A 20399-nucleotide genomic window follows, 5' to 3' on the forward strand; every position below is an offset into this window, starting at 1 on the left:
GGCGTTTTAGGAACCGATTCCCCGTGCGCATTCAGCAAAGTGAGATGGACTGCGGCCCAACCTGCCTCTCGATGATCGGTTCGCATCGATGGGCATGCGTATTTTGATTTTCGATGAAGCAACCAGCGCGCTCGACAATGAATCCGAGAAGACGATTCAGCGGAATATGAGCACGATATTAAAGGATCGAACGACCCTCATCATTGCTCATCGACTGAGCACCATTCGGCATGTGGACCGCATTCTCGTACTGGATCAAGGGGTTATCGCAGAGTCAGGTACTCACGAGCAGCTAATGATGGATAAAGGTCTTTATCACATGCTGGTTAGTCAGCCCTTAGAATAAGTAAAAAGAAATCACGCGGAATTCGCGGTCATACTCATGAAAGCGCTGAAGCCACAGACTGCACGAGCAGAGTTTATTATTTTGGGAACTCTCGTTTGTTTGTTCTTTCCATCATACCTGTCATAGCCGAGCTCCGTGTCCAGTTCCAGCAATGGCGGTGTAGGGGGACCCAGCACCGCCATTGCTTTATTTTTGCAAGATGATTTGATCAGCCAAGCTATCCGTCAAGTGCGCAAACTTACTTTTGAGACTCCCCATCTCACTAAGTAAGAGGTTTATCCCATGTTTTTCGATATGACGATTTTTCCCCGTTTCGGCAACCCTTCGCTTTTGCGATACGCCTGAAGCAGGCCGAGAGCAGTAAAGGGATAGGTCTCATCAATATGAATACTCAATTTATTCTCTTTCATATGGCGAACAATGGATTCAAAATCGGTACGGTTAGGTCTTGCCTGGAAGAAAAATGCGTCAATGTCGCGGACCTTTGGATATTGATTGATCGCAAATGCCACCACTGAAATATAGGTTCCGCCATCCTTGATGACCGAGTAGTTCTTCTTTCCGATTTCTCCTGGTAATCCGGTACCGAAAGTGGATCCAAAAGTGGATTGGTCCATAGCGGAATCCAATACGATATCAACAGGTTCTGTTATTTGGGTGGCAAAGTCGACCTTCGTGTAGTCGAACACCTCGTCCGCCCCGAGTCCTTTGACGAAATCATGATTATAGTCCCTAGCGGTTGCGATAACATATGCTCCATGTTGCTTGGCCAACTGAACCGCCGCATGCCCCACACCTCCGGCGCCGGCTTGAACGAGGATGCGTTGTCCCGGTTGAAGACGGCCATGCTCAAACAGCGCTTGCCAAGCTGTCAGGGCAACCGCAGGCGCGGCACCTGCCTCTTCGAAGGAAAGACTCTCTGGGATAATGGCAAGATGATCTTCCTCCACTGCAACATAGTCCATGTAGGAACCCATCGGAACCATGCCCATGACACGATCCCCCGGCTTGAAATGACGCACTTTTTCGCCAACCTCTTTTACGATGCCGGCTACTTCATTACCAAGAACAAGCGGCAATTGAACCGGAAATTTATCGGCCATCGGACTCTTAAGAATCGCGCCACTACGCAATAGAATATCTGCGGGATTGATGGACGAGACACGCATTTCGATGAGAACCTGTGTGTTGGTGATTGTGGGAACCGGCACTTCCAGTTCCTCTAGCACTTCGGGGATTCCAAAGCTTGTCAAAGCAATTGCTTTCATGATTACGCCTCCTCATAAGTTAAACAAACGTTGAATTTTCAACATATGTTATATATAGTGAGTGTATCAAGGTGGTAGATAGTGTTCAATGGTTAAAACAAGCTCCGTTGTTGGTTTTTCAACAGAGGGCTTCGATATGTTCATTTTGTATGGGATAAAGGGAGAGAATGATATGGACAGGCGTATTCAAAAATCGAGGCAAGCGATTATGAATGCTTTTATGAGGTTGATGTCGGAAAAGGACTTCGAGAGCATGACGATCAACCAAATTGCGGAGGAAGCGAATGTCAATCGAGGAACGGTGTATCTGCATTTCGCTGACAAGTACGATCTGCGCGATCAATGCGTGGAAGCACAATTAAACCAGTTGCAGCTCAGTTGTATGCCTGAAGAGGGCTTGGTTCTTCTCACTTCCAAAACTGCGCTGCTGCGCACGTTTGAATATTTGGAGCAGCATGCTTCTTTCTATTCCATAATGCTGACGAGCAAGGGAAGCGCGGTTTTCCGAAACCAAATGGAGACAATGTTCCGGCAAAGTCTGAACGAGCATCTGGATTCGATCAGTCTCGATCGGGAGCTGAACAGGGACATTACGGTACAATTTTTAATTTCAGCGGGAGTGGGTTTATTGGAATGGTGGATTACCCGTTCGATGCCGTATCCACCATCGGTCATGGTTGAACAATATTGGAAATTGTTGAACAGATTCCAATTGCAAATGTTCGAAGAAAATAGCGTATTAAAATTAGAAAAATAAAGTATTAGACCGGACGAGCATTAGACTAAGGCCGCTGTCGGCGGGTCGTTTCAATATTCATCACAATTGCGATACAGCCCCAGACCGTTCATAACATAGGTTCGTGCAATATCTACAAGTAGATCGGTTCGATCATTTTCCTCAACAATTAACCAATAATGCGCTGCGCCATAGATCGCTGAGCCAGTCATGGCCGAAATGATCTTTGTATGCTGGTCTGCCATGTACTTGTTCAGGAATCATCTCGTGAAAAGCCTGTTCTGTAATATCTTCCAGCAATGCATATTTATCTTCATAATGGGCATATAAGATGGTACGGTTAATTGCATCAAATCCTTTATCCCGTAACAAATCTCTGAATGCTTCCCTAATTAACTGTCGTATGCGCAAAAGTCCGAGTCAGCCGCTGTTTCATTTAGGGGGTTAGTCAGCATAAAAAACCTTCCCAAAGGAAGGTTTAAAATTATGTTTCCAATATTTATGATTAAACCTGCTTATCCGACTTATTTTATCCTAATCTTCTTAGGAGGCTTCACTATATTTTTTGAAATTGTCCAGAATTGCCTGAAAGCCTGCTTTTTGCATTTCGATGGAGTTGGTGGTTTCTGCTTCAAAAGTTTCAATTACCTTAGTGTCGTTTTCTTGGCTAATAAAAGTGATCGCAACTTTTCTTCCATCACCAATCGTGTAAGAAATAAACTCGTTTATTCTCACTTCATCATAAACACCACCAAAATCAAATCCAAAGCTACCGTCCTTAGCTTCCATTCTTGTAACAAAATTCCCGCCAACCCTTAAATCATTGTCGGCATTTGGTGCATGCCAGTCATCAGAAGCAAAACACCATTTTGTTATATGCTGCGGCTCCGTCCAATGTTTCCACACTTGTCCAACCGGTTTATGAACAGTCGTTTCTACCGTTATTGTTGTATTACCTGTTTCCATTATTATTACCGCCTCACTTTATTAAATTTAGATTCTATGATTGATTATACCATTAAAATCTAATGTGATTTCTTATGGATTGCTGTTTAATATCACGCCCTAATCGTTTAATCCCTTTCCAAGCAGAATTTGCTGCATATATTTTTCAATCCTTGACTCTCGAGTTTTGGATTGTTTGGGTTTCACTTCCAAACCGGCTTTTTCAACTTCAATGGCTTCATAAATATAGGCTTTCAAGATGGTTTCCATTTCAACTATTTCTTGAACATTGGTGAACCGAATCTGGCGGGCTGCCTGTACATTCTCCGTTTGTTGGATTAGGATACCATGGGCATCTTTTAACAAGGCACCTTTGTGAAACAGAAGCGCACAGTATTCTTTAAATCCATGAATTAAAACTATGTTTTTATTCTGAAACGTGTAACAAGGATGCATCCACTTGAATTCTTCGGTCAGCTCACAGTCAAGAACGATAAAAGTATGCATCAACCTTAGGGTTCATTCTAGTATTTGTCATCAAGGATCACCCCTATTCATCATAATAATATTGTGTTTTCCAAATAAGCAGTTCATTTTCAAAATTTGCTTGATTGCTTACTTAGCTTGTCCTCATTTCCTTGTAGTTTTCGGGTAGGGGGCTGCTTGTTTCGTTTTTACGTCTGCGTTTTACGGTTGATGAGCAGGGGTGCTGTTCTATGGACAGAGAGAGCGAGGGAGGATGGGAATGAGAACTTTTACAAAATCAAGTATGAGGCGGAGAACATTGTATTAGGCGTAGGTGGAAAAGCCGAATTATTGGACGAAAACGGGAACCTTCCCGATATCCAGAAGCCTTTCCTAGTCGATTCGGTTGCTATGGTCGGCGGTTCTGCCATGGGGATGACGACGGTTACGGCATACATTGAGTCGGCGAGCGGTGTAGAGGTCGGGGGACGTTCGGGGTTGACGGCGGCTTCGTAGCTGTCAAGAACGGCCAAGTCATTGCGCATCTTCCGCTGCCGCTTGCTGGTCTGATGAGCACGAAAAAGGCTGAGACGCTGGTGCCGAAGCTCAAGGAGCTGGTCGACATTTTGCAAAAAGAAATTATGCCGGGCAAAAATCCGATTCACCGGATGATTGCTGTCACGCTGCCGGTAATTCCGAGAGCGAAGATTACGGATATCGCACTTGTTGAGGTCGAGACGCAGACACTGCTGCCGATGATCATCGAGACCAAATAATTAGTCATATATACAAAGAAGGAAGCGTTCAGAGATAATATACTCTGATCGCTTCCTTTTTGTATGCGAGGTGGTTATAAGCCGAAGATGACCTTATTGGATAGTTACCAACACTTGTTCTGTGCTCTGATTAGCCTTGACTTTGTTTTTGTGTGCTAGTGGTTGCCGTTTTATCGCCCACAGTTACGGTAACGTCCTTCTTGACGCCATTACTGATAACTGTGATAGTAGCTTGATCTCCAGCTTTTAGAGCCTGTATTTTTGTAGTTAATTCGGTGGAGCTCGTAATTTTTGCGCCATTGACTGCGATGATGACATCATAAGGACGAATGCCAGCTTCAAAAGCCGGGGATTTGCGCTGTACATCAGCCACCAAAGCACCGTCGGTAGTATCGACTTTGAGATCCTTCAACATATCCGATGTCAGATCCTGAACGCTCACACCGATGAACGGAGCCGGTTCTTTGGGAATGGTGACATTATCCTTAAGCTGCTGTAAAACCGAGCTAATTGTACTGGACGGAATGGCAAATCCTATGCCTTGAGCTTGCGAGTTCACTGCGGTATTGATACCAATCACTTCTCCGTCCATGTTTAACAGAGGACCGCCGGAGTTGCCGGGATTAATAGCGGCGTCGGTTTGAAGCAAATGCTTGTAGTCACGGGTACCATTAGTATCCGGGATGCTGATCGGACGCTCTTTGGCACTTAATAATCCAGCTGTTACCGTATAGTCAAAGTCGTACGGATTACCGATGGCTACAACCCAATCACCAACACGGGAATTGTCCGAATTACCAATCGGCAGCGTTGAGAAAGGAGTGCTTCCTTCAATTTTCAGAACCGCCAGATCGAGGTCGTAGCTATTGCCCAGAAGTTTGGCTTTGTATGGTTTATCTTGTCCTTCAATGGTTACATTAATTTCATCGGCGCCATCAATGACATGTTCATTCGTTATAATGTAGCCGGACGATTCAAAGATGAAGCCGGTGCCCAGCCCCGAAGGTTGAAGCTGACCATTTGGATCTTGTTCCTGACTGCCGCCGTTGTCTCCAAAAAACTGACGAAAAAATGGATCGCTATAGAGCGGGTTATTTTGCTTATTGGAGCTTTGAGCTTTCGTTTTGGTTTCAATCTTAACAACAGCCGCGCTTGCCTGTTGCGCAATATCAGCAATATTGGTGGGTCTCGCAATATCCAGTGAAGCTTTTTGTGCAGTGCCGCTATTTACAGTACTAGGGGCAGCTGCAGAAACGCTAGAAGCAGGGGTACCTCCAGTAAACATATTCATGCGATCGGAGGCAAACATCATGCCGCCCACGACGATCACGCCAGCCATAAAGGCGGCAAAGACACTTTTTCCATTACTGCCGGATTTCTTGCTTCCCTGCGAACCAGGCTCAGGAGGACGCTTGTTCCTGGGATGTGAATCACCGAATAATCGAGGCTGGGTGACCTTAAAATCACCGGACTCCTCTTGGTATAATAATGAATTCTGTTCGTTGCGATGCTCATGATCCTTGGACGGCTGTATGATAGTATCGGTATCTTTGTGGTTGTTTTCCATTGTTAAAACCTCCATTTTATAAAGTTGAAATATTGGATTGGATAATAGTGAGTAAGACGTCCTTCTGTTATCTATATTGGACCTCAAGTATTAACGCTAACTTAAATTACTTATAAAATGACATTAGATTTAACTGGTAAAATCATACTATTTGGCCGCGCAGCGAGACTTATTCATCGGACTGCTAAATGGATTGTTATCATATAGGTAAAAGAAATGCAAAAGAGCCTTCATCCCACTTATGGATGCAAGGCTCTTTAAGGCATGCAGATATGAAATGCTTTTTTAGCTTAAATACAACACATATACCGCCATAATTCCACCATCCGCCAAAGCATGGCAGATCACGGACCCAATCAATGAGTTGGATCTGCGGGTCAAGTAACCCCAGAACAAGCCTGCAATGAAAACAGGGAGGAGCGCTATAAGGGGGAAAGGCCATTTGAGCAGCGTGATCAACGAAAGTAAATGGTAAGTGGTGTAGAACAACGCCGTCCAGCCAATAGCTGCATAAGAGCTGACTTTGCGCAGCAGCTTTTGATAGACGTAAGCCCTCCAATACAATTCTTCCAGCAAAGGGTTAACCAATACTAAAATAAGGATCAGCCAACCTTTATTCCCGGAGAAACCCCAGCCAGCCAAGGTCTGCTGAATTTCATTGATGTCAAATAGAATAGGAGTGAGAATTGAAGCAGGGATAACAATAATAAGGCCAAATATGATCCCGGATAAGACACCGACAGCAATAGAGTTCTTACGAGGATGTAAGCCAAGCTGTTTGACCGCCTCATCAAGAGGTACTTTCTGAATAAACAAAAAGTCAATTAACGGTACAAGCAGCAGCCAGCTGTAAAATAACACAAATGTTATCGGAACGCTATGTATCAGCTGCAGCCCAAGCCCAATCGTAACAGTCGGTACGATCAATAATACCCATATCCCCATCAGAACCTCACCCAATCTCTCGTTATCTACTTATACTATTAATAGTAGTTAATGGATTAGGTTTCAGTAAGTACTAACTTGTACTAGTACCGAGACTGATGAATCGAGAGGGGACTATGATCAACGATTATTAATTTCTTTGCACGCCTTCGGGACCTAATCCTGTAGGGACAAAACGATCTTTAAAGCTGTACACCATATGCGCCTGCAGGGTGTTGCCTTGAAGCAAATGTTCACGTACCATCGCTCTGCCGCTTTCCGGTGTCATGTCCTTGTACCATACACCTTCCGGATATACGGTAACCACACAAGCATCCTGGCAGCGTCCATTACAGCGTGTTCTTGTGGTATGGATAAAACGATCAGCACCTTGTGCAGCTATTTCTGCCCGGATGGCCAAGGTGACTTCTTCCCCCTGATGCTTCATGCAGCTCCCGCCGTTGCAAATTAGCACATGATGCTGCGTTTCGGATAAATTCCAGGTTGCCATGCTTTCACCGCTTTCTAGTAAATTCTACTGATTAAATTGAGGAAAGGTAGGCGTATCGGCGAGCAGCTTGCGTGTATAGGCATGCTTGGGTTCGCTAATTAATCGTATCGCCGTAGTATCCTCGACAATCGTGCCCTTCTCAATGACGAGCACACGTTCACATAGCTCGGATACGACGGCTATATCATGGGAAATAAATAAGTAGCTGACCTGCTGGGAAAGATGCAGCTGTTGGAGCAATACAAGCATTTGCGCTTGAATCGACACATCCAAGGCCGACAATGGCTCATCTAATATAAGCAGCTTCGGCTTTAATGCTAGCGCACGGGCTATGCATACCCGCTGGCATTGTCCGGTGCTCAGCTCGTCTGGATAGCGGTTCAAATACCGTTCGTCTAAACCCACCTCGAGCAAAAGCTCCACAATCCGCGCCTCAGCGGCAGTGCCATAATTTCGCAGCGGTTCAGCGATGCTGCGTCGTACTGTCCAACGCGGGTTCAAGCTGGTTCGGGGATCTTGAAACACAATCTGAATGTCTTGTCTCCATGAGCTTCGAGCGCTCCATTTTAACAAGGACTGATCATTCCATAGTATATCGCCACCACTTGGTTTATCAAGACCCATTATGCATTTGGCGATGGTGCTTTTCCCCGATCCGGACATGCCGATCAATCCGACAATCTCTCCCTGTGCTATCGCAAAATCAATAGCATGCAGCACTTGCTTGCTGCGATAGGCCTTTTGCAAATTTTTTACTTGCAGCATGAAGGATCTCCTTTCGCCATAACCGGGCTGTGCTGCGGGATAAACAGACGAGGAATAGATGCCAGCAGCAGCTTGGTGTAGGTTTCTTGGGGCTGCGTAAAAATCGATTTCACATCATTCATTTCAATCAGACGGCCTTGATGCATGACACCAATACGATCTGCGACCTGGGCAACGAGCCTAAGATCATGAGATACAAAGATCATCGCAGCGCCACTGCTTTGCTGCAGCTTTTTGAGCAGTGCCATAATCTTGGCCTGTGTACTTACATCGAGCGCTGTTGTAGGTTCATCGGCAATAATGATTTGTGGATCGTTGATCATAGCCATGGCTATGACGACCCGCTGCCGCATACCCCCACTAAGCTGATGTGGATACATTGCATAAACCTCGGGCGCAAGCTCGGTTTTGGACAGCATATCGATAACTTTATTCTTCATTTCGACTCGTCCTAATGGAGGGTTGTGTTGATGATAAATCAAACATTCCAGCAGTTGGTCACCGATCGTCAATGTTGGATTGAGGGTATCCATCGGGTCTTGTGTAATATAGGTCAGCCGCTTGCCGCGGATCATCCGCCAATCCTCCCATTGCCAGTCAGACGTACTTTCTCCCAGAATGGCGAGGCTGCCGTCCGATTGTTGCAGTGGGTGTCTCAGAAGTCCCATGATGGTCAGCACCAGTGTGCTTTTGCCAGAACCACTTTCTCCGACCAAGCCTAAACATTCTCCTGGATATAGCTCCAGGTTGATCGACTGTAAAATCGGCTGCGACTTTTGACGTTTACGAGTGCTGAGCACTTCCACACTGATGTTGCTGACGATAAGCAGCGGTTCTTTACCCGCAGTTGCTTGCTGATATCCAATGGCTGCGGCTGCAGCCGTTTCCATGTTTGCTGCTCTTTGGCTGCTTGAGATTTCGGTGAGCTTCCTGTTCATTCGGCTTCTTTTCTTGAATAGCAGCGGAACATGAAGTGTTCTTGGCTCCAATGCATCCTTAACCGTGTCACCCAAATAATTAGTCGCCAGCACCATAACGAAAATCATTGTGCCTGGAGCTAGAAATAACCAAGGCGCTTCCTCCAGGTAAGCTCGGCCTTCATTCAGCATAGCACCCCATTCCGGCTGTGGCGGACGAATCCCGAGGCCAAGAAATGATAAGGAAGCGATACTTAGAATGACATATCCAATATCCAGCGTTATGAGCACCAGAATCGGTCCGATAATGGCTCCCAGAATATGAGTGAGCATGATTTTCCATGCTGGTGTCCCTGAACAGCGTGCCGCCTGAATATAACCATCCTGTTTCACCATCAGCACATAGCTGCGGAAAATTCGTGCATAAGAAGGCCAGGATACGGCGGCTACCGCGATCATCAAGCCAGTTAATCCCGGACCCATCAGCGCTGCAATAGCTATCGCCAGTACCAAGGTTGGGAACGAAAGCAGTACATCCATGAAGCGGGTCAATATTTGATCAACCCAGCCTCCCAAATAGCCTGCTGTTACACCGATTACTAAACTAAGTGAGATGATCAGGCCGACAGCCATGAAGGAAGCCGTTAAGGAAGCGGAGCCTCCATAGATCAACCGTGTGAACACATCTCTGCCAAAATTATCGGTACCCAAAAGATGTTCACCCGATGGGGGCATAAACACCTGTGCATAATCGACCTTGACCGGATCATGGCTTGTGAATAAGGGTGCGCCCAATGAGAGTATGATCACCATAACGATGAATAGAAGCAAGATTAAGGCAATCGGGTCCTTTACTATCGTTGACCGCAGCTGTCTGAGCATTCGCTTATCCATGGGTTCCCTCCTCTATCCGCACACGGGGATCGATCCAGCGGTATATGATATCTATAAGCACATTGATCATGACATAGGTTACAGCCATAAGTAAGGCGAATGCTTGAATAACGGGATAATCCCTTCCGTTGATGGCATCGACCACATAACGTCCGATACCTGGCCATGAAAAAACAGTTTCAATAATAACAGCTCCTCCGAGCAGACCGCCAATGATCATGCCGAAAGACGTAATAACGGGAATCAACGCATTGCGCAGGGCATGCTTGTATACAATGACAGATCGAGGCAGTCCTTTGGCCTCTGCCAGCACCATATAGCGTTTGGAAAATACCTCCAATAAAGAGGTGCGCAGCAATCGGGAGGTCGTTGCGGCCAGCCCCGTTCCGAGCGTTAAAGCAGGGAGGACCAAATGCTGCCAAGAGCCTCTTCCGAGTGTGGGAAACCAACCGAGCAGATAGGAAAGGCAATAAACCAATACCAATCCGAGGAAAAAATTCGGAACGGATACACCCATTAACGCGATAAAACGGGTGATATGGTCGGTAGGACGCCGATGAAATACGGCCCCGGCTATCCCAGAAGGTAAAGCTATGACGAGCATGACTACCAATGCTGCGCCTGCCAGCTCCAAGGTTGCCGGAATTCGTACCCAAAGCTCTTCAGTAATGGGTGTACGGCTGCGAAAGGAGGTTCCCAGATTACCGGAAACGACCTCCTTTAGCCATGTCAAATATTGAATCGCAAAAGGCTGATCAAGCCCCAGCTGCTTGCGCAGGATAGCGGCATCGACATCCAGATCAGTCACGGTTGCCCCGGGATCAAACATCGTCAGCAAAATCATCTGCGCAGGGTCACCTGGTATAAAGCGTAATAACGAAAATATGAGCAGAGTGACACCGAGAAGTACAGGAATGGTGACCGCTATACGAATGAGCAGATATTTGAAGATACTCATTTGCTGATGTACATTTCCGGTACAATCTTCGTTCTCAGGTTCTCATCTATGCCTTTCACCTTGTTGTTGTAGGCCGAGCCCCAGCTTGCCGAGTTATACATATATACGATTGCGGTTTCATCCAGTACGATCTTCTGAACTTGCTTCGCCAGCTCATTTTGCTTGTTGGCATCAAATTCAGCTGACAGCTGATCGATCAGCTTGTCCACCTCAGGATTGCTGTATCCACCATAATTACTAACGATGCCACTCCGGTAGTACGATTTCAATTGGCCTCCGATATCTCCGGTTACACTGCCGCAGGAGCAGTACGTAGCCATCTCGAAGTTGCCGTCAAGCATCAATTGATTAGAAGCCGTAGTTTCAACAGGTGCAATTTCAATATTAACGCCGACAGCCTTTAATTGGCTCTGCAAAGCTACAGCAGTTGGCTGAAAGAACGAGTAAGTCAGCAGCTTGAACTGCAGCTTTTGACCGTCCTTGGTACGAACGCCGTCTGCTCCGGCTTTCCAGCCTGCTTCTTCAAGCAGCTGCGCTGCCTTGGCACGGTCGGATTCCGGACCTTTGTCCAGTGCATACGGAAGTCCCTTCGGGAAGTGTCCTGTCACCGGCTCAGCAAATCCACGGCTCACCCCGTCAATGAGCTCTTTGCGATCCAAGGCCAGGCTTATAGCCAAACGAACCTTGGGGTCTTGAAAAGCGGGAACCTTTTTAATGTTCAGCCATAAATTGCGCGTTGAGCCCGGAGGGTACAGCACATTGAATTTTTTATCCTTTTCATAGGCAATCCGTTGTTCAACCTCCACATTCATATCGGCGTCAGTATCTCCGCTTTTCATAGCGAGCAGGCGACCTTGTCCATCGGAACCCAGCCTTGCCTCGACACGCTGAAGCTTCGGCTTTGTGCCCCAATATGTGGGTACGGCTTCGGCGATCAGCAGCTCGCCGGGAATAAATTGCGTGGGCTTCATAAATCCGGTTAAATCAGCTTCTTTATTAAATTTATCGCCAAGACGATCCGCTTCAGCCGCATTATGGATTGCAAATCCGGTAAGCTTGAAAATAAAAGCCGGATCGGGCTTAGGTGTTTTGAACTGAATGTGCAGCGCATCCTTGACGATGAATTCCACGCCGCCGATCTGTGAGGAAGCCCGCTTGTTCAGCTTCTGATGGCGTTCAAGCGCTGCTTTGACTGCTGCCGCATCCATCACTGCTCCGCTCCAAAACTTCACATTAGGCTGCAGTTCCATTTCCCAAAGGGTAGGCTCTACGTTTTTCCATGACTTGGCCAGCCATGGACGTAAGGTCGCATCATCATTGAGCATGACCAATGGCTCGGCAATCCCGTCTGACGTAATTCGCTGTGCATCCACATTAGTTGGATCCAACGAGCGGGGCATATTCAAGGTAACATATTTCAGCACCTGTTGATCGGCCATCGCGGAGCTTGTACCTGCTGCGGCATTGTTAGCACCTGTACCTGAACTAGCCGAGTTTGTAGCCGTGCTGCAAGCGGATAAAGCGATGAGTAAAGTCAAAATGAAGGTGAACCAACTACTTTTCTTTAAATAAATCAACATGTTTGTCTCCTCCTGTGTTCCTTCTCATAATTGTATTTCCTGTGCCACCTTGTTAAAGCCGGAACATCGTATACAACGCAAAAAAGACATCGTTACCCTATAACAAGAAAAAGGTAAAGATGCCCATAGTTTTATTGTATGAAACTTTTGGCCGTCCTTAACACCTCCCTATCCTTCGTAGGTAAAAGCAGTGTTGTCAGAACTGGCAGGTCTCCTGGCTTCGGGATCATGATCATCAACGGCCTTCCCAATCTTGACATTGCTAAGATCAGTGGCATAATCGTTGAGGACTTCTCCGTTACAGTGGCGGGACCGCGTCGGTATTGCACCGAACTTCCCTTTTAAGCTTCAGCTTGCTGAAGCACCTGTTCCCACAAATATTCAATTATCAACCTTGATCATAAACAATATTAATATCTTATGCAATACAAATATCGAGTAAGTGAAATAAAAATTGCAGCTGTCATCGTCGCAACGGTATTGGAATTATCGGTTTGTACAACCATTAATAGTGCATACAAGTAGCTCCATTTAAATCGGATAGCGAAGTCTAAAAATTCGGACAAACGATGATAAACTTGTATTGACAATTTGCCGGGTAAGAGTATAAAATTTAAATAATATGGTCAGACCATAATACTTTTGTTTAAAATCCAAACTATATCCAAGAGTGGAAGAAGATACAAGACAGGAGGAAAACGATGATAGGCACGGCTGTACCGTATATCGAACGCAATGGATTGAAATTATCACGATATATGCTGGGTACTGCACAATTGGGACTGGGCAGCTATGGAATTAACAATCGGCTCGGTGCTGTGGATGGGAGCGCCTTACTTGAATATTGTGAGCATACAGGTATTAATTGTTATGACACAGCTCATGAGTATGGAGATGCAGAGCTAAAGCTGGGTCGCTTTTTCATAGGCAAACAACCCCCGTTTATAGCATCAAAGCTGAAGGTTGATCTTCATCACACCTCCGAGCTGGAGCTGGAGCGTCAGATGGTGCAGACGACGGAACGAATTATAAGCCGTCTGAAGGTCGATTCTTTATCTGCATTAATGATTCATGATCCTGTTATGCTGCAAGTATACGGAGACAAGGTGAACAGTATATTGCACAAGTTGCAGAAGGAGGGTTTCATTCAAAGAGCCGGCATATCGTTTGGAGCCGATCCTGTCGGGCAGTATGCCTACAGCGCTGGATTGGTGCAGGACGATATATTTGACATGGTGCAGCTTCCTCTTAACTTGTTTGACAGACGAATGGTTCAATGCGGCGCGCTCGAGGATTTTACCAGCAGGGGGAAATGGATAATCGTTCGAAGTGTGTTTTTGCAGGGGCTGTTTTTTCTGGAGAAGGACGCGCTGCCAGAGGCCATTCAAGCTGATGGGAGCATTCTGCTTGAGACTCTTCACAGGCTGGCACTCGAGGAAGGCATATCCGTCGCAGAGCTTGCTATGAACTATGTTCGCGATTTGGAGAATGTTCATTGTCTGGTTATCGGTGCGGAAACTCCTGAGCAAATCCAGCATAACCTGGAGCTTTTGAACCGTCCCGCTCTTTCTGAACGGACACGAGAGCGAGTTGAGCAAGCTTTTGCTGATATTCCTCGCCAATTTGTTGATCCAACGCAATGGAATAAGTAGAAGAAAGGAAGCGTTTACATGAAAAATGTTGGTTTTGGTATTGTAGGCTGCGGTTTCTTTGGCGCTGAATTTGCGCGTATTTTGCATAAGCTGGAAGGAGCGACGGTTGCAGCGGTCTACGGAGGCAGCGGGGGCAGCACAGCGGCTCTTGCCATGGAGGTTGGTTGCAGGGTCGAGCATCGTCTGGAGGATCTGGTTAGCCGTAAGGATGTGGATGCCATCATTGTATCGAGCCCCAATTATGCGCATAAGGAAGCGGTCCTCGAGGCAGCCCGCTGCGGTAAGCATGTGTTCTGTGAGAAGCCTGCGGCGCTAAGCCTGAGCGATTGCAAGGAAATGCTGGATGCTTGCAGAAAAGCAGGGGTACACATGATGGTTGGGCATATTTTGCATTTTTTTCCGGGAATTGAGCAGGTGAAGCGCTGGATTCAACAAGGCGAGATCGGGCAGCTTGTCGTTGCCCACAGCGAACGAACAGGCTGGGAGAAAAGAAAGGAGGAGGTCAGCTGGAAGAAAAAGCAGGACTTATCGGGCGGGCATCTGTTCCACCATATTCATGAGCTGGATCTGGTATTGTCCATTCTGGGACCTGCAGTTAAAGTATCCATGATGGCCGATAATGTGGCTCATCGAGGAGACGGTTATGGGGATGAGGATGACGTGCTGCTGATCAGCCTGCAGTTTGCCACAGGGACCTTTTGTACATTGCAGTATGGGTCAGGTTTCCAGTGGGGAGAGCATTATATGAAAATCAATGGCACACTTGGCGCCATCAAAATCGATTTTAGAAATTCAACGGTAGAGCTGCGCAAGGATGGGCGGACGGAGGCGATCATCGGATTGCATGGTGCTGATCATGAGGACCAGGAGCGGATTCAAACGTATCAGCGCATGGATGGTGGAGTGATCTATGGAGATCCACAGATGCGGCCACCCGCTTTCCTGCGTACACCGATGGAACGGGAAATGGATACGTTTCGCAAGGCCATTCTTCACCTGCCAATTGATGAGGATAAAAAACTGTTACTGGATGGATCAGCAGCATATACATCCATAGCTGTTGCAGAGGCAGCACTGCTATCAAGCAGGGAACAAACTATATTGAGCTTAAGTTTGTCTAACAACAATGTCATATAACATAACAAAAAAACAATACCCACTTGAAACTGAGTTATTTATTGAATATTACGTTAGATTATATAACATAAAATTACCAAAATATAAGAAAATGAATTGACAGAATAAACAGAAACAGGTAAGATCATTTTAAACTATAATCTGGTCATACCATAATCTAGCTGTTACTTAAATTCGTGTCACCGTCATCGGAATAATGGTATGACCATACTATTCATAAGAATGGTGGTGTTGGAAGCTTGCAAGCTGAGGTACAATAAATCATTATCGGGTCGTAGTCAGGGGTAGTTCGGAGGCTTGAACGGAATTATTCATCAATCGAACAGGGGGACGAAATATGAGAAGGTCAAAAACCGCTTTGGCTGCATTATTATTATCCACGAGTTTGGCTGCAGGTTGTACGAATGGGGGGAGCTCTTCACCGCAGCAGAGCAATCCGAGCAATGAGGCTTCAAAGGCCAAGAAGGTTGCTCTGAATTGGTGGGTCGATTCCCGCGATGATATTCAGGCTACATATGAGGAAATCAAAAAGGATTTTGAAAAGGCGAACAGCAATGTCACGATTAACATCGTTAAAACGCCGGACGACAAGATCGGTGAACGGATTAGTATCGCCATTAATACCTCGGAGCTCCCTGATGTACAGCAAGGCGCTATTGGCTGGCCGCTCACCTATGCCAAGAAGAACCTGCTGCTTCCCCTGAATGATATTGTCGATAAGCAGGACTTCGAAGAAAGCACGTTGAACTCATTATCTGTAGATAATAAATTGTATATTTTTCCTAATAGCATTACCTCTCCCGGGCTGCTGGTGAATAGGGATATTTTTAAAGCCAAAGGCGCACTGGAGCTATTACCGCAAAATATGTCCACATGGAGCTATGACAAGTTTCTAGAGGCTGCCAAAAAAGTAAACGATCCGGCGAAAGGAATTTACGGATTCGGTGTGTACGCTGGCGATACGGGAGGTGATCAGGGTCATCATATGTTCCTCTGGGGTTTCGGAGCCAAAACCTGGTCTGATGATAAAACAAAAGCGGTGCTCAACTCCCCTGAAGGCGTAGCCGGTTTGGAATATTTAATCAAAATCATTGACGAAGGCATCACTCCACCCGGCGTAGCAGGCTTGAAAGCAGGCTCTGTCATTAATGAGATGTTCCTGCAAGGGAAAATCGGAATGACCTTCGGCAGTTTAGGCAATGTCAGCGCGTTCGATAAAGCTTTTAAGGAAGGCTCTGCACCGAAATTCGAATACGACCTGATTCCTTATCCATCCAAAGACGGTAAAACGTCCAACTCGATCCTGTTCGGCAACGGAACCTGGGCATGGAACACCAAGAACGAAGATAAGATGAAATGGTCCAAGGAATTCGTAAAGTTCATTAACAGCAAAGAGAGCATGGAGAAAATGGCAAAGGTACCTTCTGTTCTCGCAGCGCGCAAGTCGCTGTCCAAGACGTATCAGCCAGATTCGATACAAGGGAAAACTACCAAGCTGTTTCAATATTCCAGCGATATCGGTTTAGCCATTCCAGGTTATGCTGCAACCCGAAATGCCTTCTTTCCCGAGCTGCAGGCTGCCATCACCAAGAAGAAAACAGCGAAGCAGGCTTTGGATGACTGGGTGACAAAAGCCAATGAGATCATTACGCAAAATTCAAAGTAAGCAGAATCGAGTATTGTCATGCCGGTAGCTTGCCTGCTGCAAAAACTTCCGGATCAGTTCATCAAGAGAATTGGGGAATGTTTATGGCTTCAAGATGGTACAAGGAATTTTGGGGATTTTTTTTCATAGCGCCCTTTTTGATCGTTTTTCTTGCTTTTGAAATATATCCGTTTCTGGATGCCTTGTATTTGAGCCTGTTTGACTATGGCATCGGACAAAAGGAGTGGGTAGGGCTCAGCAATTATACAGCCTTGCTCAAGGACGAAATATTTGTACGCTCGATTCTGAACACGTTTGGTCTGGTGTTGGGTGTAGTTCCTGTGTCTGTGTTTTTCTCGATCGTTGCGGCCAGCCTTATTATTGGAAAATCTGCAGCCATAGCTTCCTTCTTTCGGGCAAGCTTTTACTTGCCGATTGTCACTTCGCAGGTCATCTTGTCGGTAACTTGGCTGTGGATCTACAATCCGGTTAGCGGAATCGGAAATTATGGTTTGTCCCTGGTCGGGGTGAAGCCGGTGATGTGGCTGGCGGATTCGGATGTATCCTTGATTGCTGTCATCATTGTGGTCATTACCTGGTGTGTCGGCCAACCGATTATTTTATACTTGGCGGCACTCGGCAATATTCCTTCTTCCTATTATGAAGCGGCTTCCATAGATGGAGCTTCACCTTGGAAGCAATTCTGGAATATTACGCTACCGCTGTTGAAGCCTACGACGTTGTATGTCATTGTGACTACAACGATCGGTGCTTTTCAAACGTTTGTTGTTGTGCAACTGCTGACGGGCGGCGGACCAAGCTACTCGACCACGACCATTATGTACCTGCTGTACGAGACGGCGTTTAAATACGGGAATTTGGGTCTGGCTTCGGCGATGGGTGTCGTGCTTGCAGTGCTGATCTCGATATTCTCGGTGGTTCAATTCAAATTTTTCAAGACCGATGTCGAGTATTAGGAGGGCATGCGAATGCTGGCAAAACTGCTTGGATGGATCGCTGATGTGCTGTTATACGCATGTGCCATTTTTTTCTTGTTCCCACTCTATTGGATGATAACCGGTTCATTCAAGGATCAGTCCACGACGATCAAAATACCACCCGATCTCGTCCCGCTTAACCCGACTCTAGTGAATTACTTGCGATTGATAAAGGACAGTGAAATCTTTCAATGGTTGTTGAACAGTGTGCTTGTCGCTGGTATTGCTACACTACTGGCTTGTGTGATTGCTACGATGGCCGGGTATGCGCTTACGAAACACAAGTTCACAGGGCAAGCGCTCATATTTGGCGCCGTCGTCACGACCATGATGATTCCGAGGCAGCTGGGACTTGTGCCGATGTTCACATTAATGAGAGATCTTCATTTGGTCAACAATTTGGGCAGCGTTATATTACCGATTCTGGCGCTTCCTTTTGCGGTATTTTTGATGAAGCAATTCAGCCAGACGATTCCCCACGAGCTTCTGGAAGCGGGAAAAATCGATGGCTGCAGTGAGATTGGCCTGTTTACCCGGATCTTTTTACCGGTCGTTAAGCCGGGTATCGGAGCTTTGGCTATATTCGTTTTTTCTTTTACCTGGAATGATTATTTGTGGCAGTTGATTATGCTGAGTGACAGTAAACAAATGACGATCAATGTAGGGATCTCTACACTGATTAGTGAATTTTCAGCTAATTACGGTGCTCAGATGGCAGCCGCAACCTTGGGCTTTGTCCCCATTTTCATCATTTTCATCATGTTTCAGCGTTATTTTGTCAAGGGCATCACGGTTGGCAGTGTGAAGGGTTGAGGAGGAAGAAGCAGCGATGCAGGTGCTGGATCAATTTCGATTGGATCACAAGGTAGCCATAGTAACTGGAGGTTCAGGTCTTTATGGCGCTCATATTTCGGAAGCTCTCGGGCAGGCTGGAGCCATGGTGATTGTGGCTTCACGAAATATCGACAAATGTGAGGAGCAGGTGGAAGCTTTAAGCAGGCAGGGCTGTCAGGCAGCGGCGATAGCACTAGACCTGAGCGATGAGGAGAGCATTACCGCATTGGCTGCGGAGGTGGTCAACCGCTTTGGTCGCATTGATATTCTTGTCAATAATTCGGTATCCCGTGAAGGATTGGACGATATTGAGCATACGACAGCAGCGGGTTGGCTGCAGGCTCAGCAGGTGAATGGTCTCGGCGTGATGCTGCTATCCAAGGCAGTCGTGAAGGTGATGAGAGAGCAGAAGGAAGGCAGTATCATTAATATATCGTCGATTCAGGGTATATTGGGACCCCATTTTCCGGTATATGGAGACAGCGGCATGACGAGTGGAATCGAGTATACGTACGCCAAGTGGGGAATGGTTGGTATGACCAAGTGGTTAGCCAATTATTACGGGAAATACAATGTGCGCGTGAATTGCATTAGTCCAGGAGGCTATAATCCCGTGGGAAGCGACAAGGAAATAGCTTCACAGCAGTTTCTGCGCAATTACGAGGAGCGGACTCCGCTCGGCCGAATGGCTGACGATGATGATATCAAGGGAGCCATTGTGTATCTGGCTTCACGGGCCTCGAAGTATGTGACCGGTCATAATCTGATTATAGACGGGGGTTGGAGCTCCTGGTAGAGGAATTATCGGACAGATGCTCTAACAAAATTGCCGCGGCCAGCGTCATATCACCATTACGTACGGCCTCCAAATAACGCCTGTGCTCCTGGACGCTCTGTTCAATTCCATTCAGATCAAGCTCTTTCATAGGTACCTGTTGAATGAGTGGCTCTGCCAGGTAGACCAGGGTCTGGTTCCCGAGTGAACGGATCAGGGTAAGATGGAGCTTAGCATCCAGTGCGGTGCGTTGAGTATGGCTCAGCTCAGGATTGGCATATTGATCTGCTAACTGTTCAAGCTCCGCCCATATGGCAGATGTAGGAGTAGGATGGGCTGCAAGGGCAGCGGCCTCCAGCAAATAACGGATTTCGTGAATTTCGCGGACGGTTTTGGCATTCATTTGCACAATAAAGGATAGCTGCTCAAAGAGGGGATTCACAAAGTTGGTCGCCACATAGCTGCCTTCTCCGTGCTTGATCTCCAGAATACCGAAGCTTTCCAATGAACGGAGTGCCTCACGAAGGATGGCGCGGCTGACACCGAGAATTAGCGACAGCTCTCTTTCGGCCGGCAGCTTGTCTCCGGGCTGCATGTTCCCGTCGAGAATGAATTGTTTTAGATTTTGAACGACTAATTGTGTAAGGGTATAACGTTCACTTTTATCAATGGGTTTCATAATAGCTGGCAACTCCTCACTCTATTT

The 20399-nt window shown here is 46.6% G+C and carries 21 protein-coding genes, 1 pseudogene and 1 riboswitch; of the genes and pseudogenes, 10 read left to right on the top strand and 12 right to left on the bottom strand.

What is annotated here, in order from left to right:
- Positions 1–94 precede the first annotated feature (94 nt).
- Positions 95–346 carry a hypothetical protein gene (locus BK127_RS13435; RefSeq protein ID WP_179097475.1) on the top strand — a complete coding sequence of 84 codons (252 nt, stop codon included), beginning with the start codon at positions 95–97 and terminating at the stop codon, positions 344–346.
- 275 nt (positions 347–621) lie between these two features.
- Here BK127_RS13435 and BK127_RS13440 read toward each other — a convergent pair whose 3' ends face one another.
- Positions 622–1614 carry an NADP-dependent oxidoreductase gene (locus BK127_RS13440; RefSeq protein WP_076230715.1) on the bottom strand — a complete coding sequence of 331 codons (993 nt, stop codon included), beginning with the start codon at positions 1612–1614 and terminating at the stop codon, positions 622–624.
- A gap of 172 nt (positions 1615–1786) precedes the next feature.
- Between BK127_RS13440 and BK127_RS13445 the strand changes: the two genes are divergently transcribed.
- On the top strand, positions 1787–2371 hold the full coding sequence (locus tag BK127_RS13445; protein ID WP_076231339.1) for a TetR/AcrR family transcriptional regulator: 585 nt from the start codon (positions 1787–1789) through the stop codon (positions 2369–2371).
- Between the two features lie 50 nt (positions 2372–2421).
- Here the strand turns inward: BK127_RS13445 and BK127_RS44765 are convergent, their stop codons facing one another.
- The 3 genes and pseudogenes from BK127_RS44765 to BK127_RS13460 all read right to left on the bottom strand — a co-directional run bounded on the left by BK127_RS44765 (position 2422) and on the right by BK127_RS13460 (position 3833).
- Positions 2422–2595, bottom strand: coding sequence for a hypothetical protein (locus tag BK127_RS44765; protein ID WP_256711292.1), 174 nt, complete (start codon positions 2593–2595; stop codon positions 2422–2424).
- Between the two features lie 298 nt (positions 2596–2893).
- Positions 2894–3316 carry an SRPBCC family protein gene (locus tag BK127_RS13455; protein ID WP_076230720.1) on the bottom strand — a complete coding sequence of 141 codons (423 nt, stop codon included), beginning with the start codon at positions 3314–3316 and terminating at the stop codon, positions 2894–2896.
- A 99-nt stretch (positions 3317–3415) separates the two neighbouring features.
- Positions 3416–3833: pseudogene (locus BK127_RS13460) on the bottom strand (YdeI/OmpD-associated family protein).
- A 125-nt stretch (positions 3834–3958) separates the two neighbouring features.
- Here BK127_RS13460 and BK127_RS13465 point away from each other — a divergent pair.
- Positions 3959–4276 (top strand): hypothetical protein, encoded by a 318-nt coding sequence (locus BK127_RS13465; protein ID WP_076230723.1) that lies wholly within the window; start codon positions 3959–3961, stop codon positions 4274–4276.
- A 35-nt stretch (positions 4277–4311) separates the two neighbouring features.
- Positions 4312–4536 (top strand): adenine deaminase C-terminal domain-containing protein, encoded by a 225-nt coding sequence (locus BK127_RS13470; RefSeq protein ID WP_256711316.1) that lies wholly within the window; start codon positions 4312–4314, stop codon positions 4534–4536.
- Positions 4537–4666: 130 nt separating this feature from the next.
- Here the strand turns inward: BK127_RS13470 and BK127_RS13475 are convergent, their stop codons facing one another.
- The 7 genes from BK127_RS13475 to BK127_RS13505 all read right to left on the bottom strand — a co-directional run bounded on the left by BK127_RS13475 (position 4667) and on the right by BK127_RS13505 (position 12652).
- Positions 4667–6103, bottom strand: coding sequence for a S1C family serine protease (locus BK127_RS13475; protein WP_076230729.1), 1437 nt, complete (start codon positions 6101–6103; stop codon positions 4667–4669).
- Positions 6104–6388: 285 nt separating this feature from the next.
- Positions 6389–7048, bottom strand: coding sequence for a CPBP family intramembrane glutamic endopeptidase (locus BK127_RS13480; RefSeq protein WP_076230732.1), 660 nt, complete (start codon positions 7046–7048; stop codon positions 6389–6391).
- A 130-nt stretch (positions 7049–7178) separates the two neighbouring features.
- Positions 7179–7538 carry a (2Fe-2S) ferredoxin domain-containing protein gene (locus tag BK127_RS13485; RefSeq protein ID WP_076230735.1) on the bottom strand — a complete coding sequence of 120 codons (360 nt, stop codon included), beginning with the start codon at positions 7536–7538 and terminating at the stop codon, positions 7179–7181.
- A gap of 24 nt (positions 7539–7562) precedes the next feature.
- The gene (locus tag BK127_RS13490) at positions 7563–8303 is read right to left on the bottom strand and encodes an ABC transporter ATP-binding protein (RefSeq protein WP_076230737.1); all 741 of its coding nucleotides are present in this window, start codon (positions 8301–8303) and stop codon (positions 7563–7565) included.
- Positions 8291–10114: a nickel transporter permease gene (nikC, locus tag BK127_RS13495; RefSeq protein WP_076230740.1), complete on the bottom strand. Its 1824-nt coding sequence runs from the start codon at positions 10112–10114 to the stop codon at positions 8291–8293. The genes BK127_RS13490 and nikC overlap by 13 nt, the downstream gene beginning before the upstream one ends.
- Positions 10107–11072 carry a nickel ABC transporter permease gene (nikB, locus tag BK127_RS13500; protein WP_083689284.1) on the bottom strand — a complete coding sequence of 322 codons (966 nt, stop codon included), beginning with the start codon at positions 11070–11072 and terminating at the stop codon, positions 10107–10109. Before nikB ends, nikC begins: the two co-directional genes overlap by 8 nt.
- Positions 11069–12652 (bottom strand): ABC transporter substrate-binding protein, encoded by a 1584-nt coding sequence (locus BK127_RS13505; RefSeq protein WP_076230743.1) that lies wholly within the window; start codon positions 12650–12652, stop codon positions 11069–11071. Before BK127_RS13505 ends, nikB begins: the two co-directional genes overlap by 4 nt.
- 187 nt (positions 12653–12839) lie before the next feature.
- A riboswitch (cobalamin riboswitch) is annotated at positions 12840–13036 on the bottom strand.
- 317 nt (positions 13037–13353) lie between these two features.
- On the opposite strand from BK127_RS13505, the gene BK127_RS13510 reads away from it, so the two are divergent.
- The 6 genes from BK127_RS13510 (at position 13354) to BK127_RS13535 (ending at position 19714) form a co-directional block, all read left to right on the top strand.
- On the top strand, positions 13354–14304 hold the full coding sequence (locus tag BK127_RS13510) for an aldo/keto reductase (protein ID WP_076230746.1): 951 nt from the start codon (positions 13354–13356) through the stop codon (positions 14302–14304).
- A gap of 18 nt (positions 14305–14322) precedes the next feature.
- Complete coding sequence (locus tag BK127_RS13515) at positions 14323–15441, top strand: Gfo/Idh/MocA family protein (protein ID WP_076230749.1); 1119 nt, start codon at positions 14323–14325, stop codon at positions 15439–15441.
- A gap of 337 nt (positions 15442–15778) precedes the next feature.
- Positions 15779–17107 carry an ABC transporter substrate-binding protein gene (locus BK127_RS13520; protein WP_076230751.1) on the top strand — a complete coding sequence of 443 codons (1329 nt, stop codon included), beginning with the start codon at positions 15779–15781 and terminating at the stop codon, positions 17105–17107.
- 83 nt (positions 17108–17190) lie between these two features.
- The gene (locus BK127_RS13525; protein ID WP_256711293.1) at positions 17191–18063 is read left to right on the top strand and encodes a carbohydrate ABC transporter permease; all 873 of its coding nucleotides are present in this window, start codon (positions 17191–17193) and stop codon (positions 18061–18063) included.
- 12 nt (positions 18064–18075) lie between these two features.
- The gene (locus tag BK127_RS13530) at positions 18076–18897 is read left to right on the top strand and encodes a carbohydrate ABC transporter permease (RefSeq protein ID WP_256711294.1); all 822 of its coding nucleotides are present in this window, start codon (positions 18076–18078) and stop codon (positions 18895–18897) included.
- A 16-nt stretch (positions 18898–18913) separates the two neighbouring features.
- Positions 18914–19714 carry an SDR family oxidoreductase gene (locus BK127_RS13535; protein WP_076230758.1) on the top strand — a complete coding sequence of 267 codons (801 nt, stop codon included), beginning with the start codon at positions 18914–18916 and terminating at the stop codon, positions 19712–19714.
- Here BK127_RS13535 and BK127_RS13540 read toward each other — a convergent pair.
- Entirely contained in the window at positions 19686–20372 is a 687-nt protein-coding gene (locus BK127_RS13540) for a FadR/GntR family transcriptional regulator (RefSeq protein ID WP_076230761.1), read from the bottom strand. The genes BK127_RS13535 and BK127_RS13540 overlap by 29 nt on opposite strands.
- Positions 20373–20399 lie beyond the last annotated feature (27 nt).

It is taken from the genome of Paenibacillus sp. FSL H7-0331 (genome assembly GCF_001956045.1).

What these genes read in the sequence shown, in the direction of transcription:
- BK127_RS13440 (WP_076230715.1), bottom strand. Translation starts at nt 1,614, where the DNA reads ATGAAAGCAATTGCTTTGACAAGCTTTGGAATCCCCGAAGTGCTAGAG.
- BK127_RS13525 (WP_256711293.1), top strand. Translation starts at nt 17,191, where the DNA reads ATGGCTTCAAGATGGTACAAGGAATTTTGGGGATTTTTTTTCATAGCG.
- BK127_RS13445 (WP_076231339.1), top strand. Translation starts at nt 1,787, where the DNA reads ATGGACAGGCGTATTCAAAAATCGAGGCAAGCGATTATGAATGCTTTT.
- BK127_RS44765 (WP_256711292.1), bottom strand. Translation starts at nt 2,595, where the DNA reads ATGGCAGACCAGCATACAAAGATCATTTCGGCCATGACTGGCTCAGCG.
- BK127_RS13490 (WP_076230737.1), bottom strand. Translation starts at nt 8,303, where the DNA reads ATGCTGCAAGTAAAAAATTTGCAAAAGGCCTATCGCAGCAAGCAAGTG.
- BK127_RS13485 (WP_076230735.1), bottom strand. Translation starts at nt 7,538, where the DNA reads ATGGCAACCTGGAATTTATCCGAAACGCAGCATCATGTGCTAATTTGC.
- nikC (WP_076230740.1), bottom strand. Translation starts at nt 10,114, where the DNA reads ATGGATAAGCGAATGCTCAGACAGCTGCGGTCAACGATAGTAAAGGAC.
- BK127_RS13520 (WP_076230751.1), top strand. Translation starts at nt 15,779, where the DNA reads ATGAGAAGGTCAAAAACCGCTTTGGCTGCATTATTATTATCCACGAGT.
- BK127_RS13535 (WP_076230758.1), top strand. Translation starts at nt 18,914, where the DNA reads ATGCAGGTGCTGGATCAATTTCGATTGGATCACAAGGTAGCCATAGTA.
- nikB (WP_083689284.1), bottom strand. Translation starts at nt 11,072, where the DNA reads ATGAGTATCTTCAAATATCTGCTCATTCGTATAGCGGTCACCATTCCT.
- BK127_RS13455 (WP_076230720.1), bottom strand. Translation starts at nt 3,316, where the DNA reads ATGGAAACAGGTAATACAACAATAACGGTAGAAACGACTGTTCATAAA.
- BK127_RS13510 (WP_076230746.1), top strand. Translation starts at nt 13,354, where the DNA reads ATGATAGGCACGGCTGTACCGTATATCGAACGCAATGGATTGAAATTA.
- BK127_RS13475 (WP_076230729.1), bottom strand. Translation starts at nt 6,103, where the DNA reads ATGGAAAACAACCACAAAGATACCGATACTATCATACAGCCGTCCAAG.
- BK127_RS13515 (WP_076230749.1), top strand. Translation starts at nt 14,323, where the DNA reads ATGAAAAATGTTGGTTTTGGTATTGTAGGCTGCGGTTTCTTTGGCGCT.
- BK127_RS13540 (WP_076230761.1), bottom strand. Translation starts at nt 20,372, where the DNA reads ATGAAACCCATTGATAAAAGTGAACGTTATACCCTTACACAATTAGTC.
- BK127_RS13435 (WP_179097475.1), top strand. Translation starts at nt 95, where the DNA reads ATGCGTATTTTGATTTTCGATGAAGCAACCAGCGCGCTCGACAATGAA.
- BK127_RS13530 (WP_256711294.1), top strand. Translation starts at nt 18,076, where the DNA reads ATGCTGGCAAAACTGCTTGGATGGATCGCTGATGTGCTGTTATACGCA.
- BK127_RS13505 (WP_076230743.1), bottom strand. Translation starts at nt 12,652, where the DNA reads ATGTTGATTTATTTAAAGAAAAGTAGTTGGTTCACCTTCATTTTGACT.
- BK127_RS13480 (WP_076230732.1), bottom strand. Translation starts at nt 7,048, where the DNA reads ATGGGGATATGGGTATTATTGATCGTACCGACTGTTACGATTGGGCTT.